13 protein-coding genes are annotated in these 17,562 nt (G+C 67.5%); 5 read left to right on the top strand and 8 right to left on the bottom strand.

Translation table 11 applies throughout. The annotated features are described in order from the left end of the window. Positions 1-5: 5 nt before the first annotated feature. The 5 genes from SOM61_RS00120 to SOM61_RS00100 form a co-directional block, all read right to left on the bottom strand. On the bottom strand, positions 6-1,160 hold the full coding sequence (locus tag SOM61_RS00120; RefSeq protein WP_320472181.1) for a pectate lyase family protein: 1,155 nt from the start codon (positions 1,158-1,160) through the stop codon (positions 6-8). A 69-nt stretch (positions 1,161-1,229) separates the two neighbouring features. Continuing rightward, a complete protein-coding gene (locus SOM61_RS00115) occupies positions 1,230-4,040 on the bottom strand; it encodes a TonB-dependent receptor domain-containing protein (RefSeq protein ID WP_320472180.1) in 2,811 nt (936 codons plus the stop codon). 302 nt (positions 4,041-4,342) lie between these two features. After that, positions 4,343-5,041 (bottom strand): FadR/GntR family transcriptional regulator, encoded by a 699-nt coding sequence (locus SOM61_RS00110; RefSeq protein ID WP_320472179.1) that lies wholly within the window; start codon positions 5,039-5,041, stop codon positions 4,343-4,345. A gap of 111 nt (positions 5,042-5,152) precedes the next feature. Continuing rightward, complete coding sequence (locus tag SOM61_RS00105; protein ID WP_320472178.1) at positions 5,153-8,311, bottom strand: pectinesterase family protein; 3,159 nt, start codon at positions 8,309-8,311, stop codon at positions 5,153-5,155. A gap of 5 nt (positions 8,312-8,316) precedes the next feature. Then, entirely contained in the window at positions 8,317-9,054 is a 738-nt protein-coding gene (locus SOM61_RS00100; protein ID WP_320472177.1) for a rhamnogalacturonan acetylesterase, read from the bottom strand. Positions 9,055-9,228: 174 nt separating this feature from the next. Here SOM61_RS00100 and SOM61_RS00095 point away from each other — a divergent pair, with 174 nt between their 5' ends. From SOM61_RS00095 to SOM61_RS00075, 5 genes are all read left to right on the top strand, one after another. Then, complete coding sequence (locus SOM61_RS00095; RefSeq protein WP_320472176.1) at positions 9,229-9,957, top strand: FadR/GntR family transcriptional regulator; 729 nt, start codon at positions 9,229-9,231, stop codon at positions 9,955-9,957. 113 nt (positions 9,958-10,070) lie between these two features. Further along, positions 10,071-10,982, top strand: coding sequence for a 5-dehydro-4-deoxyglucarate dehydratase (gene kdgD / locus SOM61_RS00090; RefSeq protein WP_320472175.1), 912 nt, complete (start codon positions 10,071-10,073; stop codon positions 10,980-10,982). 2 nt (positions 10,983-10,984) lie between these two features. Continuing rightward, entirely contained in the window at positions 10,985-12,571 is a 1,587-nt protein-coding gene (locus SOM61_RS00085) for an aldehyde dehydrogenase (NADP(+)) (protein ID WP_320472174.1), read from the top strand. 72 nt (positions 12,572-12,643) lie between these two features. Next, positions 12,644-14,038, top strand: coding sequence for an MFS transporter (locus tag SOM61_RS00080; RefSeq protein WP_320472173.1), 1,395 nt, complete (start codon positions 12,644-12,646; stop codon positions 14,036-14,038). A gap of 14 nt (positions 14,039-14,052) precedes the next feature. After that, positions 14,053-14,928 (top strand): SMP-30/gluconolactonase/LRE family protein, encoded by an 876-nt coding sequence (locus tag SOM61_RS00075; protein WP_320472172.1) that lies wholly within the window; start codon positions 14,053-14,055, stop codon positions 14,926-14,928. Here the strand turns inward: SOM61_RS00075 and SOM61_RS00070 are convergent. From SOM61_RS00070 to SOM61_RS00060, 3 genes are all read right to left on the bottom strand, one after another. Continuing rightward, positions 14,917-15,957, bottom strand: a complete 1,041-nt coding sequence (locus SOM61_RS00070; RefSeq protein WP_320472171.1) for a DUF4380 domain-containing protein — start codon at positions 15,955-15,957, stop codon at positions 14,917-14,919. The genes SOM61_RS00075 and SOM61_RS00070 overlap by 12 nt on opposite strands. Before the next feature lie 131 nt (positions 15,958-16,088). Continuing rightward, positions 16,089-16,478 (bottom strand): hypothetical protein, encoded by a 390-nt coding sequence (locus tag SOM61_RS00065; protein WP_123070517.1) that lies wholly within the window; start codon positions 16,476-16,478, stop codon positions 16,089-16,091. 112 nt (positions 16,479-16,590) lie between these two features. Continuing rightward, a complete protein-coding gene (locus SOM61_RS00060) occupies positions 16,591-17,478 on the bottom strand; it encodes a LysR family transcriptional regulator (RefSeq protein WP_320472170.1) in 888 nt (295 codons plus the stop codon). Between the last annotated feature and the right edge of the window lie 84 nt (positions 17,479-17,562).

The raw sequence follows: 17,562 nt of genomic DNA, 5'->3' as shown, positions 1-17,562 counted from the left end.
GATGGTTACTTGCCGGCGCCGGCGTGCCTGCGCACATGCGCCGCGACCGAGGCCGCGGGCAGCGGCGCGAATGGGTAGGGCACCTCGAAACCCGGCGCGGCGTCCACGCCGCAGCCGGCGAGCGGCGCGCCGTTCAGCAGCGAACCGCTGTCGCTGAAGCTGCCCGCATCCGGCCCCTGTGCGAACGGCTTCACGGCGTCGGCGCAGCCGCGCGCATCGGCCACCTCGAATACGTTGGCCTGCGAGACGATGCGCGCCTGCCTGGCCACGCCGACGCTGTAGTCGTGGCGGTAGGCCGGGTGCTTGCGGTCGCTGACGTGGTAATTGTTGAACAGGTGGACCTGGCCGAAGCGCACCCGCGGGGCGCGGCTGGAAATGAATTCGAACAGGTTGTTGCTGATGGTGATGCGCAGGTGGCCGGCATCCGCTTCGGCCTTGTCGCTGGCGCCGATCAGCGTGTTCTTGGCATGCAGGGCGAAGTGGTTGTACGAGACCGTGACGTAGTCGCTGGCGTCGCGGATGTCCAGCGCGCCGTCGTGGCACTGCTGGGTCTTGCCGTCGACGACCGGCAGCGTGTCGTCGGTCGCCGGAGCGTCGGTGAAGCTGTTGCGGTCGACCCAGACGTGGGTCGAGGCGACGACTGCGATCGCGTCGAATTCGGCATTCCAGTTGCCGTCGCCATCCTTCGGATCCCAGCGCGGAGCGACGTCGCAGGGATTGCGCAGGTGCAGATTGCGGATGATCACCTGCGACACCCGGCTCACCGTCAGGTGGGCGTTGACGAAGCCGGAATGTGGCCCGAGCCCGATCAGCGTGGTATTGCCCGGCACCGCAACGCGGCCGCGCCTGGACTGGTCTGCATGGTCGGCGTAGGGCCGGCCTTCGCTCATGTCGATTGCGCCGGCGACCTGCACGATGCGGCTGCCCTGGACCGACTTGCCGAGCGCCTGGCGCAGCTGCGCGGCGTCGGTGACGGTCAAGACATTGGCGACCGGCGCGTCGGCGCCGCCCCGGGTGCCGCCGGCCTGCGCCGCCCAGCCGTCGGGCGGCGCCACCTGGCGCATCAGAGGGATGGACGAGATATCGTGAGGCGCGTCGCTGGCACAGCCGGCAGCGGCTGCGGCGGCGCACAAGATCAGGGAGTTGGACAGGTGCTTCATGGCGCTCCAGGAGGCGTCGTTACCTCCACCGGAGGTAACGACTTTTCGCGCAGGCGGGCAACGACGGGCTTAGAACGTGTAATCCGCGCGCACCGTGAAGGCACGGCCGATCGGCTTGGCGATGTTCTGCGCAAACACGACCCGCGAGGACAGGCGCTGGTTCGACAGCGGCGGATCGGTGTCGAACAGGTTGTTCACGCCGGCGCCGAGCTTGAAGTTCGGCGACACCTTGTAGGTGGTTGACAGGTTATACACGCGGTAGGGCTCGATCACGTTATGGAAGGGCTGGCCCGGCTGCTGGGTCGGCAGGGCGTTGGTGTCTTCGTAGCTCGACGTGTACTGCTGCGTCAGCTGGGCGAAGAACGGGCCGTAGCTCCAGTTCACGCGCGCCTGGTGCTTCCACTTGAAGATATACGTGTTGGCCGAGGTCGAGCCGGTGGACAGGGCGCCGATGCGGCCGACGCTGTCGACCCACGGGCTGCCCGCGTCGTTCTGGCCCTCGTAGCGGTCGGTGTAGGTGCCGTCCATCGAGAAGCCGAAGCGGCCCCAGTTGGCAGTCGGCACCAGGTAGTTCAGGCCGATGTCGATGCCGCGCGTCTTCAGGCCGCCCATGTTCAGGCGCGTCTTGGTGATATAGGCCAGCGTGCCGTCGGGATTACGCACGAACAGGTCGCCGTAGCGGTCCAGGTTGTCGAAGATCGAGTCTTCGTTGATCTGGGCGATCGTGCGCTTCATGTCGATCTTCCAGAAATCGATGGTCGCCACGAAGTTCTTGACCGGTTCGATCACGAAGCCGACCGTATAGGTCTTCGACTTCTCCGGTTCCAGGTCCGGATTGGCGCCCACCAGCGTGGTCAGGCGCGTGTTGCAGACACGTTCGGCGTCCAGGCCCAGGCCGGCGAAGCGCGGGTCGGTGGTGAGGGCGCCGGAACCGGCCACGTTCGGGGTCGGGCCGGGGCACAGCAGCGGGTCGTCCCAGCTCGAGGTCGACGCCTGCAGGCTGCGCGGAACGCCGTACAGCTCGGGCAGGGTCGGGGCGCGGAAGCCGGTGCTGACGGTGCCGCGCACCATCAGTTCCTTCATCGGCTGGTAACGGAAGCTGGCCTTCGGATTGAAGGTCGAGCCGAAGTCGCTGAAATGGTCGCCGCGCACCGCGAAGTTCAGGTTCAGGTCCTTGGTGACCGGCGCATCGAGTTCGGCGTACAGGCCCGAGACGCGGCGTGCGCCGCTCGGGTTGTTGCCCGGCGTGCCGTTGACGCGCCAGACCACTTCGTCGCCGACCATCGGCACGTTTTCCTCGTAGGTCTCGCGATGCCAGTCGCCGCCGACCGCCAGGCCCAGGGCGCCGCCCGGCAGGTCCATCAGGGTGCGGCTCAGGTTGAAGTCGACGCCGTAGTAGCGCACGTCGGCCTTGCGGAACACTTCACCGTCGGCCGAGATGCCCTCGAGGTAGGCGCGGCCGGCCTCGTCCTGCGCGCCGAAGGGGTTCAGGATGCCGTTGGCAACGCCCGCATACACGGCCGGCGTGCGCACGAAGTTTTCCTTGAAGCCGCTGTCGCGGTGGCTGTAGCCGTAGGACGCGCCCACGCGGTAATCCCAGTCGGCGACCTGGCCTTCGTCGGCGATCACCAGGCGGTGGTTGGTCTGCACGTCGTGCAGCTTGACCGGGCCGAGTTCGTCGAGGCTCCAGGTCAGCGCCAGGTCTTCGCCGTTCAGGCCGGCCACCGCCGGCACGCCACCGCTGCCGCCCGGATACCACTTGCTGGCGGACGTCATCATCAGCGGACGGCGCGATGCCGTGAGGCGGTCATAGTCGGTGTTGTTGCCGAAGGGCTGGGGACCGCTGACGGCATCGATGTACGAGCGCGCCAGGTTCAGTTCGACGGTGAGCATCTTGCCCTCGCCGTGCGCCAGGCTGGCTTTCGTGAACAGGGTGACTTGCTGGTTTTCCGGCAGCAGTTCGGGGTAGATTCCCGGGTCGGTGATGCAGGTATTGCCGCCGTTGGCGGCGGTGCGGGTCGATGGCACCGTCGTCTGCGCCAGCCCTGGCGCCGCGCAGCCAGTCGCATAATAAGGGTTGCCGGTGATGTTGGCCGAACGCCCGTTGCGATAGATGGTGAAGTTCGCCGGCGAGGCCGAGCCGCCCGAGGTATTCGAATTGAACGGCGTGCCGCCCAGCGAGGCGAGCTTCGCGGGGTCCCAGATCTGCGGCCGGTCGCGCTGCAGCAGCGAGTCGCGGCGCTGGGCGCTGAAGGCCGTGTAGACGTTCCAGCCATCCTTCGCGAGGTCGCCCTTGCCGGCCACGATGGTGACGCGTTTCTGGTCGCCGCCGCCGGATTCCTGCGGCTGCACGGTGCTGGCATGCAGGGTCACGTCCTGTACCGAGCGCTTGGTGATGAAGTTGACCACGCCGGCGATCGCGTCGGTGCCGTACAGGGCCGAGGCGCCGTCGCGCAGCACCTCGACCCGGTCGATGGCAGCCATCGGGATGACGTCGACGTTGACCGAGCTCGCGCCCAGCGCCTCGTTGGCAAGGCGGCGGCCGTTGAGCAGCACCAGGGTGCGGTTGGTGTTCAGGCCGCGCATATTGATCATGGTGCCGCCGCCACCGCCGCCCACTGGCTCGTTGGTCGCGGCCACGGTCAGGGCCACCGCGACCTCGGACATCGTGGTCAGGCCCTGGTTGGCCAGTTCCTCGGCCTTGTAGGTCGTCAGCGGCAGGGCGTTCTCGGTCGCCAGGCGCTTGATCGAGGAACCGGTCACCTCGATGCGCTGCATGGGCGCTTCCTGCGCCGCTGCGAGGTTCGCCATGGTCATCGCCGCGAGTGCGACGGCCGAAAGGATGAAGCGGGGTTGCTTGGTCGTGCGAAGTTGGTTCACTGCGTGTCTCCTGCCTGTAGTCGTCGAATGCGTCCGGATGTTCTCTCCGGATCGCGCGCATGTTCGCCCCGTTTCCGCCGGGCCGCCGATGATTGGTATGAAAACAATTCTACTTTGGTCAGACCACTTTTGCAATCTGGACGAGCCAGAAATTAAACTGGTCTAGCCTTTTGGTTTCCGGGTGAGGTGGAGCGCCGGTCGTCGCGGGGGCGGCGCTAGAAGGAAATGGGCGTACGCACGCCGGCTCGGGCCGTGCGTGGCGCCGATGCCGGGAGGCGAGGAAGAAGGCGAGAAAGCGCGGCTTAGCCGCGCGAGAAGGTGCGTGTGACGCGGTCGAGGTGGGCGCGCATGGCCTGGCGCGCGCCCGCGACGTCGTGCGAGGCGATGGCGGCGAAGATGTTGCGGTGGTCGATCAGCGTCTGCTGGCGCAGTTCCTCGGTCTGGAAGTGTTCTTTCAGCTTGTGCCACAGCGAGCCGCGCTGGCTCCACAGGTATTCGATCACGCCGACCATCGCGCTGTTGCCGGTGGCGCGCGCGATCGCCAGGTGGAAGTTGCGGTCGGCCGATTCGTTGCCGCTGCGGTCTTCGTGGTGCTGTTCCATCTCTTCGACCGCGACCAGGATCGCGTCGATCGCCGAATCGCTGGCGTGCTTGGCCGCCAGCGCCGCGACCTCGACCTCGATCAGGCGGCGCGCCGCCAGCACCTCGAACGGACCGGGGCCGACGGTCGGCACGTCGGCCTTCGGCGCGACGTCCTCGCTGACATAGACCCCCGAGCCGCCGCGCACTTCGACCTTGCCGCTCAGTTCGAGCGCGATCAGGGCCTCGCGCAGCGAGGTGCGGCTGACCCCCAGCTTGGCGGCCAGCTCGCGTTCGGCCGGCAGGCGCTCGCCGGTGCGGATGTTCTCGGCGCGGATCAGCTCCTCGATCTTGGCCGAGACGACCCGGTACAGCCGCGGCTCGGTGGTGCTAGGTTCATTCAGCGCTGGGGTCTTCTTCATCGATCGGTTCGTCCTGGATTATTGGCAGTGGGCGCCAAAACTAGCGAATCTTAGTTTGGTATGGTTGATGTTGCAAGTGTACGGGTAAATCTCATGGCGCGTGCGGGCCGCCTAGGGTTGCGGGTTCCAGCCGCGGCCCGCAAACACGGCGGCGCGGTTCGACAGCTTCGCGGCCTGTTCGCGCCCGAGCATGAAGCCGCCGTAGCTGCGCGCCTGGCCGTCCGGACCCCGGTTGCCGTATTCGCGCCACCCTCCTTCGGCCGGATTCGGCGCCGGCCGCCGCAGCCAGCCGTCGGCGGCGATGTGCGGGCCGACGCTGCAATCGATGAAGGCCACGTTATCCCAGGTGTTGGCGGTGCCGGGCGAGCGCGCCAGATAGGCACTGCCGTCCGCCGGCATATTGCCGGCCGGCCCGGCCCCACGTGTCAGGCGCGAGCGCAGGAAGATGAAGCCCGGTTCGGTGGCGCCAATCGTGCGCGCCTGCACGATGTAGCCGCCGCTCTCCGGACGGGCGCTGTCCCCGATGCTGCGGATCTCGCTGTCCTCGAACAGCGCGGCGCGGTTGTTCCCCCAGATGAAGTCGACGTTGCCTTCCACCAGCGACTTGTGGAACCAGGCATAGCCCGTCAGCTGCAGCGTATCCTGCTCGCTCAAAAAGTGCGCGTTGCGTACCATCAGGCGACCATCGCGGCTGCTGAAGAACAGGGTCTCTGCTTGCGGCGAGTGGCCGTCGGTACGCAGGGTGCTGTTGTGCAGGGCGATGTCGCGCAGGTCGAGCAGGTCGCTGTCCTGGGCCAGGAACAGCGCGCGCCCACCCAGCAGTCCGGGCGTGCCGGCTTCTTGTCCGGCGCCGGAGCCGGGATTCAGGGTGTCGCTGTTGGCGGCGCGGATGACGGTCGCTTCGCGGCTGGCGCCACGCAGGGTGAGGTTGTCCTTGTCGCGCAGGTACAGCAATTCGGGATAGACGCCGTCGCGCACATTGATCGTGAGCGGCTGCGCGCGCGGCAGCGACATCGCGTAGTCGAGCGCGCCCTGCACGGTGCGGAAATGCGACCGTCCTTCGGTGGCTACCGTCACGCTGTCGCCCACCGGGCGCTGCGGCGTGGTGCGAAAGCGCCAGCGCGCGCCGTGGAAAACCGCGCCGCGCACCAGGCTCGCCTCGGCCAGCGCCTCGTACTCGGTGTCGTACTCGAGCGCCTGCGGCAGGCGCGCGCGCAGTTCGCCGTCGACGATCCGCAGCGCGTGCTGGCGCACCAGGCGCTGGCGCGGCGCGGGGCCGATGGCGGTCACCGTTTCGCCCGGACGGATTACCGCAACCAGCAGGCCGTCGCGCTTGCGCAGCACCCGGATGCTGCCTTCCCCCGTCAGTTCGGCGCCAGGCGCCAGGGCCAGGCGCAGCGGCGTATCGGGCGGTACGCCACGCTCATCCAGCTGCGGACGGGTTGCTACGCTCCCGGTGCCGCGCGGTTCGATGAAGCGTTCCCCGACCACGACCGCGAAGCTGGCCTGGGCCCACGGATCGTTGGTGCTGCGCACGGTCAGTGTGGTTCGACCGGCTGCGAGCGGCGTTACGCGCACGGCGCCGTGCGCGACGTCGGCCACGACGTTTGCTGTGGCGATGCGCGGATCGTCGCTGACTACCTCGAAGCTGGAGGCGCCGCCCATCGGGATGGCGGCGGCCGGGTCGCCGGCCTGCAGCAGGATGCGCCGCTCGGCGACCTGGGCGCTCAGGCGTGCCGGCGCCGCGTCGATGGGGCCGCCGCGCAGGTCGAGCAGCCGGTGCGCGCCAGCTTCCCAGTCGAGCGGCTGGGTGGCCGGCAACGGTTCGGCCAGGGCGGTGGTCACCCGTTCGCCGTCGACCAGCGCGGCCAACTGGCCGGCGTCGGCGGCAAAGCCCAGCACCAGCGGCATGTCGGTGGGCACGGTGCGGCGCCGTATCTGCTTCAGGCGCTGCACTTGGCCATCGCGTGCGGCCAGCAGTTCGACCTGCAGTGTCTTGCCGCCGTCGACCAGTTGCAGGCTGGCGCCCTGCCAGTCGCCGTTGGCGGCGCGCCGGGCGCGCAGCACGAATGGCGCGCCGGTCGCCGGCGCGAGGCGGGCCTCCACGATGGCGCCGGCGCTGTCGTTGGCGCCTGGGTGCGGGCCTGCATTGGCGCGCACGTGAGCGGGCACCTGCGAGGCCGGCAACGCCATATAAGGGTAGGGGACGCGCCAACCGGCGTCGCCGCCGTGCGGGCAGTCGCTCAGCGGCTGGCCATTGAGCAGCGAGCCGCTGTCCACGAAGACGCCAGGGCTACGCGCCGGGTCGCGCACCAGCTGCTCGCAGGTGTTCGCGCCGGCCACCTCGAAGGCATTGGCGTCGGAAATCAAACGCGAGGCATGCGCGACGCCGATGCTGTAGCCGTGGCCATACACCGCGCGTCCGCGCTCGCCCACATAGTAATTGTTCAGCAGGTGGACTTGCCCAAAGCGCACCCGTGGGGCGCGTTCGGCGACGTGCTCGAACAGATTGCCCTTGAGCGTGATTCGCAGCCGCCCCTGGTCGCCGGTAAATCGGTCGCCGGCGCCGATCAGCATGTTCTTTTCGTGCTGGGCGAAGTGATTGTAGGTGACGCTGACCAGGTCCGAGCCCTGGGTGATGTCGAGCGCGCCATCGTAGCATTGCTTGCGTTTGCCGTTCTCGATCGGGGCGCGGTCGTCGGTGTCGGGCGCATCGGTGAAGCTGTTGTGGTCGATCCAGACGTGGCGCGCGGCGCGCACCGTGATGCCGTCGAATTCCGAGTTCCAGTTGCCCTTGGCGCCGTCCTGCGCATCCCACTGCGGCGCGACGTCGCAGGGATTGCGGATCGCCAGGTGGCGCACGATCACCTGTTCGACGCCGGTGATCATCAGGCTGGCGTTGACGAAGCCGGCGCCCGGGGCGACGCCAACCAGGGTGGTGTTCGATGGAATGCGCACGGCGCCACGCCTGGCCTGGTCGTCGTGGTCGCGAAAAGCCCGGCCCTCGCTCATGTCGATGGTGGCCGCCACCCGCACGATGCGCGCCGGCGCCGGCGCCTCCAGGGCGGCGACCAGCTGCACGCGGTCGGCCACCGTGTATACATGGGCCGGACCGGCGAGGGCGCCGCCGCGGGTGCCGCCTTGCTGCGCGGCCCAGCCGTCGGCCGGCGCGTGCTGGCGCTCGGCGATCGGACCGGGCATCGGAGCTGCCGCGAGGGAGGTGGCCGGGATCAGCGCGGTGAGGGTGAGGGTAGCGGCGATTGCGCGCACGCCGCTCATTCCGCGCCCCGCGCGGCGGTGCGCCCGCCTGGCGCGAACGCCGGGGCGAGGTTCGGGACTTTGCGCAGCAGTTCGCGTGCGACGATGTCCGAGAAGCGCTGCGCGCCCAGCGGGCCGACATGGGTATGGTCGAAATTGGCGCCGGTGCGCGCCAGCTTGTCGGCTTCCTGCGGCCCCATGGCCTGGACCGCGGCCAGCGACAGCGCATTCAGGTCGACCAGCGGGGTGCCGGTCGTGGCGGCGATCTTGCGCACCGTGCCGGCCCAGGGCGCCAGGTCGTCCTGCACATAGCCCTGCCTGAAACTGCGGCGCGTGAGCGGGGTCACCAGCACCGGCACGGCGCCGAGCGCGCGCGCTTCTTCGACGTAGCGGGTCATATTGACGGGGAATTCGGTCGCGTAGTCGGTCGAGCGTCCGGGCTTGCCCGGCTGGTCGTTGTGGCCGAACTGGATCAGCACATAGGTACGGCGGTAGGCGGCATCATCACGCAACAAGCCTGTCACCTCATCCCAGCGGCCTTCGGCGCGAAAGCTCCCCGAGCTGCGCCCGCCGCGCGCCAGGTTCAGGCAGGCGGTTTCGGGTGTCAGGCGGGCGCACAAGGCGTCGCCGTAGCCGGTGCTGCTGGCCATGGTCGAGTCGCCGACCAGGATCACGCGGTCGTGCGCCGCCGGCGCGGACCAGGCGGCGCCGGCCAGCAGCAGGCAGAGCAGGGGAGTGAGGCGAACGAACGGCATGAAGTCTCCTGATGTTTTTTTTGATAGACGATTCTAGTTTGGTCGGGCCAATTCTGCAAGGTGGCTGTACCGGTGCTGCACCGGATGTCATGCGAGAGAGATAAGATGTCTGATGACTGTGGCATCAACTAACCATCCGCGTATAATTCCCTCATCTTTCACCAGCAAATTGCCATGAATCTGCCACAACGCAAGCACCGTAATCTCGCCCAGGGCGTGGTCGAACACATCAGTGCCACCATCCGCCAGGGCACGCTCAAGCCGGGCGACAAGCTGCCGACCGAATCCTCGCTGATGACCCAGCACGGCGTCAGCCGCACCGTGGTGCGCGAGGCGATCTCGCACCTGCAGGCGGCCGGCTACGTGCAGACGAGGCACGGCATCGGCACCTTCGTGATCGAACGCCAGCAGGCCGGGCTCGGGCTCGATGCCGAGAACATCCTGACCTTGCGCGACGTGCTGTCCATCCTCGAACTGCGCATCGGCGTCGAGACCGAGACGGCGGGCCTGGCGGCCGGCCGCCGCAGCGAGAACCAGGTCGACGAGCTGGCCGGCGCGCTGCTCGAGATGCAGCAGGCGATGGCCGACGGCAGGTCGGCGGTGGAGGCCGACAAGCGCTTCCATCTGCTGATCGCGCAGGCAACCGGCAACCGCTATTTCGTCGATATCCTGGAGCAGCTGGGCAATGCGATCATTCCGCGTGCGCGCCTGGATACGCCCAAGCTGGAGCAGGACAAGCCGGCCGATTTCCTCGAGCGCGTCAGCCGCGAGCACGACGATATCTTCCGCGCCATCGAGCGCCGCGATGCCGAAGCCGCGCGCGCGGCGATGCGCACCCATCTTTCCAATAGCCGCGAGCGCCTGGTCCAGGCACAGCGCCGCCTGGAAAGCTCCCTGAACTGACATTCGCATCACATTTTGCTTGCCCTTGCTGATTTTAGGTTGTACGATGACTTACAACATGATTCATCGCACTTCTTTTTCATCCAACACCTAGACCAACGGAGACCTAAGCAATGCAACCAAATGAACTCAAGCAAGTCCTGTCGCACGGCCTGCTGTCCTTCCCGATCACCGACTTCGACGCGCAGGGCGAGTTCGATCCAAAAGGCTATGCCGCCCGTCTGGAATGGCTGGCGCCGTTCGGCGCGACCGCGCTGTTCGCGGCCGGGGGCACCGGCGAATACTTCTCGCTGCACGGCGAGGAATACGGCCAGATCATCAAGACCGCGGTCGACACCTGCGCCGGCGTGGTGCCGATCCTGGCCGGCTGCGGCGGTCCGACCCGCACCGCCATCGCCCACGCCCAGGAAGCCGAGCGCCAGGGCGCCAAGGGCCTGCTGCTGCTGCCGCACTACCTGACCGAAGCCAGCCAGGATGGCCTGATCGCCCACGTCGAGGCGGTGTGCCGCTCCGTGAAGATCGGCGTCGTGGTCTACAACCGCGCCAACTGCCGCCTGACCCCGGATTCGCTGGCCAAGCTGGCCGACCGATGCCCGAACCTGATCGGCTTCAAGGACGGCAACGGCGACATCGAACTGATGGTCTCGATCTGGCGCAAGCTGGGCGACCGCTTCAGCTACCTGGGCGGCCTGCCGACCGCCGAAGTGTACGCCGGCGCCTATAAGGCCCTGGGCACCCCGGTGTACTCATCGGCCGTGTTCAACTTCGTGCCGCAACTGGCGATGGACTTCTACCACGCCACCGCTAACGACGATTTCGCCACCACCAACCGCCTGATCGACGAGTTCTTCCTGCCTTACCTCGAGATCCGCAATCGCAAGGCCGGCTACGCCGTCAGCATCGTCAAGGCCGGCGCCCGCCTGGTCGGCCACGGCGCCGGCCCGGTGCGTCCGCCGCTGACCGACCTGACCGCCGAAGAAGACGCGATGCTGCTCGACCTGCTCAAGAAGAACGGAGTGTTGTGATCATGACGATTCTCGGTGAAATGATCATTGGCCAGCAGTGCGTGCGCGGCACCGCCGGCGAGGCCTTCGGCTTCAACCCGGCCACCCGTGCCAACCTGGAGCCTGGCTTCGGCCAGGCGACCGGCGACGACGTCGAGCGCGCCTGCGCGCTGGCTGGCCAGGCCTTCGACCCTTACCGCGCGCTGCCGCTCGAACAGCGCGCACGCTTCCTGGAAGCGATCGCCGAGCAGATCCTGGCCGTGGGCCCGGAACTGATCGAACGCGCCATGTTAGAGACCGGCCTGCCGCAGGCGCGCCTGGAAGGCGAACGGATGCGCACCGTGACCCAGCTGCGCTTGTTTGCGAAAGTGGTGCGCGACGGTTACTTCATGGATGCGACGATCGACAGCGCGCTGCCTGACCGTACGCCGCCGCGTCCCGACCTGCGCCTCTCCAAGATCGGCCTCGGCCCGGTGGTCGTGTTCGGCGCCAGTAACTTCCCGCTGGCGTTCTCGGTGGCCGGTGGCGACACCGCCTCGGCACTGGCGGCCGGCTGCCCGGTCGTGGTCAAGGCCCATGCAGCTCACCCGGGCACTTCGGAACTGGTCGGCCGCGCCGTCCAGCGCGCGGCGAAAGAAGCCGGCGTGCCGGAAGGCGTGTTCTCGATGCTGTACGGCGATGGCCGCACGGTCGGCCAGCAGCTGGTGGCGCACCCAGCGATCAAGGCGGTGGGCTTTACCGGTTCGCGCCAGGGCGGCACCGCGCTGATGCGCACCGCCGCAGGCCGCTCCGAGCCGATTCCCGTGTATGCCGAAATGAGCAGCGTGAATCCGGTATTCCTGCTGCCGGCCGCCCTGCAAGCCGGCGGCGCCGGCCTGGCGCAAGGCTTCGTCGATTCGCTGACGCTGGGCGTCGGCCAGTTCTGCACCAACCCGGGCCTGCTGTTCGCGCTCGAAGGCGCCGACCTGGACGCCTTCGTCAAGGCGGCCAGCGAGGCGCTGGCAGGCAAGGGCGCGGGCACCATGCTCACCGCCGGCATCCATGAGGCCTACAACACCGGCGTGGCCAAGTTCGGCCAGGTCGAGGGATTGCAACTGGTCGCGCAGGGCGGCGAGCAGGGCACCGGTTGCGCGGCGCGCGCTGCGCTATACGTGTGCGACGCCGACACCTATCTGGGCAACGCGGCGCTGGAAGACGAAGTGTTCGGCCCGGCCGCGGTGCTGGTGCGCTTCAAGGACGCCGATCAGCTGCTGAAGGCGGCCGAGGCGCTGCACGGCCAGCTGACCGTGACGGTTCACGCGCTGGCAGCGGACCACGGCCTGGCCGGCGCACTGCTGCCGGTCCTGGAACGCAAGGCGGGCCGGGTGCTGTTCAACGGCTTCCCGACCGGCGTCGAAGTGGCGCACGCGATGGTCCACGGCGGCCCGTTCCCGGCCACCAGCGACAGCCGCACGACCTCGGTCGGCGCGTCCGCGATCGACCGCTTCCTGCGGCCGGTGTGCTACCAGAACCTGCCTGCCAACCTGCTGCCGGAAGCGCTGCGCGACGAGAACCCGCTGGGCCTCGCGCGCCTGCAGGACGGCACTTTGCAAACTGGAGGAAAAGCGTAACGCCTTAAGCCTTTATCGCCGTACCAGCCGGGGGAGACACCGGCTGTTTTAACTTGTAAAGAACTGATCACCATGAATCAGCAAGTCATCGACCTCGCACCGGCACAGACGGTGGTGGGCAAGTATCGCTGGACGATTTGCTCACTGCTGTTTTTCGCCACCACCATCAATTACCTGGACCGCCAGGTCCTCAGCCTGCTCGCACCGATGTTGTCGGCCGAATTCGGCTGGTCGAACACCGACTACGCGAATATCGCGGCCACCTTCCAGTTCGTCTACGCCATCTCGATGCTGTTCGCCGGCCGTGTGATCGACCGCATGGGCACCAAGCGCGCCTACGTGGTGGCCATCGTCGTCTGGTCGCTCGGCGCCATCGCCCACGCCTACGCGATCTGGATCGGCGAGGCGGTCAACACCGTGTTCACCTCCATCGGGCTGGCCGTGGTGCCGGTGTCGATCGCCGGCTTCATGATCGGCCGCGCGATCCTCGCTATCGGCGAAGCGGGCAACTTCCCGGCCGCGATCAAGGCCACCGCCGAATACTTCCCCAAGCGCGAGCGCTCGTTCGCGACCGGCATCTTCAACTCGGGCGCCAACGTCGGCGCCATCCTGGCGCCGCTGACGGTGCCGGTGATCGCCGAGTTCTGGGGCTGGCAGGCGGCCTTCATCGTGATCGGCGCCATCGGCTTCGTCTGGATGGGGATCTGGATCTGGCTGTACGACGTGCCGGAACGCTCGACGCGGGTCGGCGCTGCCGAACTGGCGTATATCAACAGCGATGCGGGGATCAGCCCGGCGGCCGTCGACAATACGCAAGTGGCGAAAAGCTCATGGTTCAAGCTGCTCAGCTACCGTCAGACCTGGGCCTTCGTCGCCGGTAAATTCCTGACCGACGGCGTGTGGTGGTTCTTCCTGTTCTGGCTGCCCAAATACATGTCGGCGCAATACGGCATGTCGGCTACCGCCATGATCCTGCCGCTGGCGGTCCTGTACAGCATGACGATGGTGGGCAGCATCGGCGGCGGCTGGCTGCCGACTTACTTCCTGAACCGCGGCGCCGACATCTACCATGGCCGCATGCGCGCCATGTTGCTGATCGCGCTGTGCCCGCTGGTGGTGCTGCTTGCGCAACCGCTGGGTTATCTCGGCTTCTGGATTCCCGTGATCCTGATCGGCATCGGCGCCTCGGCCCACCAGGCCTGGTCGGCCAATCTGTTCACGACGGTGTCGGACATGTTCCCGAAACACAGCGTCGGCTCGGTGGTCGGTATCGGCGGCATGGCCGGCGGCCTGGGCGGCGTGCTGCTGACCAAGCTCGGTGGTTGGCTGTTCGACCATTATGGCGCGCTGGGCCAGCTGTCGACCGGTTATATGATCATGTTCTCGATCTGCGCGCTGGCCTACCTGGTGGCCTGGTGCGTGATGAAGGCGCTGGTGCCGCAGCACCGTGAAATCAAGGACCTCTAAGGATGTCGATGGAAATGGAAATCGTCTCCGGCGTGCACTGCGCGACCGGTGAAAGCCCGATGTGGCATGCGGGGGAACAGGCCTGGTACTGGGTCGACATTCCCGCCCGCCGCATCTGGCGGCGCGACCACGCCAGCGGGGAACTGCGCCGCTGGCTGGCGCCGGAAATGGTGGCCTGCATTGCCGGTAGCAGCAACGGCGGACTGGTGGCGGGGATGGAAAGCGGGATATTCCACCTCGACCTGAACGACGACGGCTCGGTCGGCGCCAGCCGGCTGGCCGCGCCGCCAGCCGCGGAACTGGGCGAGGGCATGCGCTTCAACGACGGGCGCTGCGACCGCCAGGGACGTTTCTGGAGCGGCACCATGTTCATGGACATGGGCGCCGCGCGCGCGGTCGGCGGGCTGTATCGCTACTCGCAGCGCGACGGCCTGCACGGGCCGGTGGTGTCGAACATGCTGACCCAGAACGGGCTGGCCTGGTCGCCGGACGGGAAGACGATGTACCTGTCCGACTCGCACCCCCAGCGCCGCGTGGTCTGGGCATTCGACTACGACGTCGACGCCGGCCTGCCGCATGACCAGCGGGTGTTCCTCGACCTGAACGGCCAGAAGGGCCGGCCCGATGGCGCCGCGGTCGATGCCGACGGTTGTTACTGGACCTGCGCCAACGATGGCGGCGTGGTGCAGCGCTTTACCCCGGCGGGCAAGCTCGATCGCGAGATCGAACTGCCGATGGCCAAGCCGTCGATGTGCGCTTTCGGCGGGCCGGATCTCGACCTGCTGCTGGTGACGTCGATCGATCCGGGCACGGGTGGCGATGCTGGTTCCGTGGTGCTGTTGCGTCCCGGTGTCAGTGGCGTGGCCGAGGCATTGTTCTTACGGGATTGATATTCCGAGCTGCGCCGCATGCCGGCGCAGGAATTCGAGGTGGGCGTCGCGGGTGGCGGGACCGTCGTAGGGCAGCATGGTCCACAGCTCCGACGCCCGCATCGCCGCCCCCGGCGCCAGCTCGACATAAGGCGCGTGCACTTCCAGCTCCAGCATCCCTTTGTCCGCCGCGCGCGCGTCGGCGTCCTGGTACAGCTCGACCTGGCCCTGGGCCGGGTGAATGGCGGCGCGCGGCTGGTGGACGAACTGGATCACCAGCGCCTGGCCGTCGCGGAACGCCGCCAGCCAGCCGTGTGACGGCTGGGCGAACAGCTTGCCCTTGCGTGGGGCGTCACTCGGCAGCGGCAAGTCCAGCGACAGCAGGCCGCCACCCAATGTGTAGCGCAGCGCCCCGGCCGGCTCGATCCGAACCTCTTCTTGCGAAGCCACCGGCACATAGGCCATCGTGTGCGCCGGCACGCGCGTATTGAACCAGATGTCGCGCCCGGCAATCTTGCCGCTGCGGTTGGTCGCCTCGGCCTCCAGCCGCAGGCTGTGCGGCTTGTCCGCGAGCAGGGCGTAGCGCTTGCGCAGCTGGATGCCGGATACGGGGCTGGCCGGGCTATCGAGCACGATGTCGTCCTGTTTTCTCTCCACCAGCGTGTACTTCGCCAGGCTCAGCCAGGGATCGGGCGGCCAGGTCGCCTTGGCTGCGGCGCGCGCCGGGTTGACGTCCTGGTGCACCCACCATTCGCGCTGCGGTCCGATCCAGACCTCATGGCCCTGGTAGCGGATGTAGCCCGACGTCGCATTCGGGGCCACGTCGGGATCGCCGGCGGCTTCGTCGATGAGCAGGAAGTTGGACTTGCCCTTCAGCGCGAACGACAGCAGGCGGCCGCCGGCGACTTCGGATACGCGCGCGTCCACGACGCCGTTGTCGAAGCGATGCGAAGGCAGCGGTGCGGAGGCGAGTGCGGCAGGGGTGACGAAAAGGGACAGGCAGAGGCAGGCGCAATGGAGCGCCAGGAAAGACGGGTGCGGACGTGGCATGAATGCGGGCATCTGCTGTGCGTTGGGCGCTCCAGCATAACAGACAACAAGCCGCAAAAAACAAGCCGAAAAGCCGGTTGCACGGCCTTTCGGCTTGTCGATGCCTCAGGTGCTACAGGATGGCGACGAAATTACTTCGAAGCGTCCTGCATTTTTTCGCCTGCGCGTTCGACGCTGCGGCCAGCAGCGGCGGTGGTGTCGCTGACGGCATCCTTGGCTTCGGCGGCGGCTTCACGCGATTCCTGACGCACTTCGGCGGTGGCGTTGTCGATGCGGTCGCCGGCGCGGTCAGCGGCGGCTTCGGCGCGGTCGCCGGCAGCTTCGATACGGTCGCCAGCGCGCTCGGCGGCGGCGTCGGCAGCTGCCACGCCTTCGCGGGTTTCATTGGCCACGGCACGGCCGGCGTTGTCGACGGCGGCGCCGGCTTCTTGCGCTGGGCCCATATTGTCGTTCTTGTTACAGCCGGTAGCCAGCACGGCGACGGACAGCATGAGGGCGGAGAGGGCGATAGTGGTTTTCATGGTGTGCTCCTTAAAATAAATGTTGTCGTTTAGCTTACACCTATTGCTAATTTTTTGACTCACGTCACGATCGCAATCGTGCGCGACGAAAGCATTACAACATTTCCAACACTCATCGGCTGTGCGCTAGATAACGTAACAACGTTTCAGCATGGGGCGACAAGGTAGTCGGATCGGCGAAGCACACTCTTAATTCCCGGTTGGCCCAGGTATCGTCTAGCGACACAATGCCCACCGGCATCTCGCGGGCGAAGCGGCTGGCGGCGGCCTCGGGCAGCATGGCGATGCCGGCGTCCTGCGCCACCAGCTGGGCGATGGCGTCGAAGCTGGGCGCCCGCACCCGGACCTTGAGCGGCCGTCCGCTCTGGACCGCGCGCGACTCGATGAAGTGCTGCATCGGGCGCTCGGCCGGCAGGCACACGAAGGCGAACTCGAAGGCGTCGCGCATCCGGATGGCCGGGCGTTCGGTCAGCGGATGGCCGTTCGGCACCAGCAGCACCAGCCGGTCGGTGCGAAACGGCAGTGAGATCACGTCGCCCGTTGCCACATTGCCGTCCAGGATGCCGATTTCGATCTCGCGTTCGCGCACCGCCTGCAGGATGTCGCGGCTGGTGCGTTCATCGAGCTGCAGGTCGACTTCCGGGTGGTCGGCCAGGAATACGCCCAGCGCGGCCGGCAGGAACGTGCTGATCGCCACCGTGGTGCCGGCCAGTCGCACCGCGCTGCGCTGCGGCCCGCGCAGTTCACGCACGGTGTCGCGCAGCTGGTCGGCCTCGCTGACCACGCGCGCAGCGCGTTCCAGGATGAAGCGGCCGGCCGGCGTTGGCGTCATGCCGCCGGCGGAGCGCGTGAAGACGACGACGCCGCAATCGTCCTCGAAGCCACGCAGGCGGTTGCTGGCGGCCGACAGCGCGAGCGGGAAGCGCTCGGCTGCCTTGCTGAGGCTTCCGGCCTCGGCGATGGCCAGCAGCAGGCGAAGATCGGTGAGGTCGAAGTGCATGGGTTTCTCGAAACGCGAAGGCCTTGTCCAGGATTGACGCATTCTAACGTGGATGCTTTCTCGTCAGAATAAGGTCTTTGCCAC

It is taken from the genome of Massilia sp. CFBP9012 (assembly GCF_034045115.1).
Classification (GTDB): Bacteria; Pseudomonadota; Gammaproteobacteria; order Burkholderiales; family Burkholderiaceae_D; genus Telluria.
Note: the sequence above shows the minus strand (reverse complement) of the source record. Positions and strands in the feature narration are given on the sequence as shown.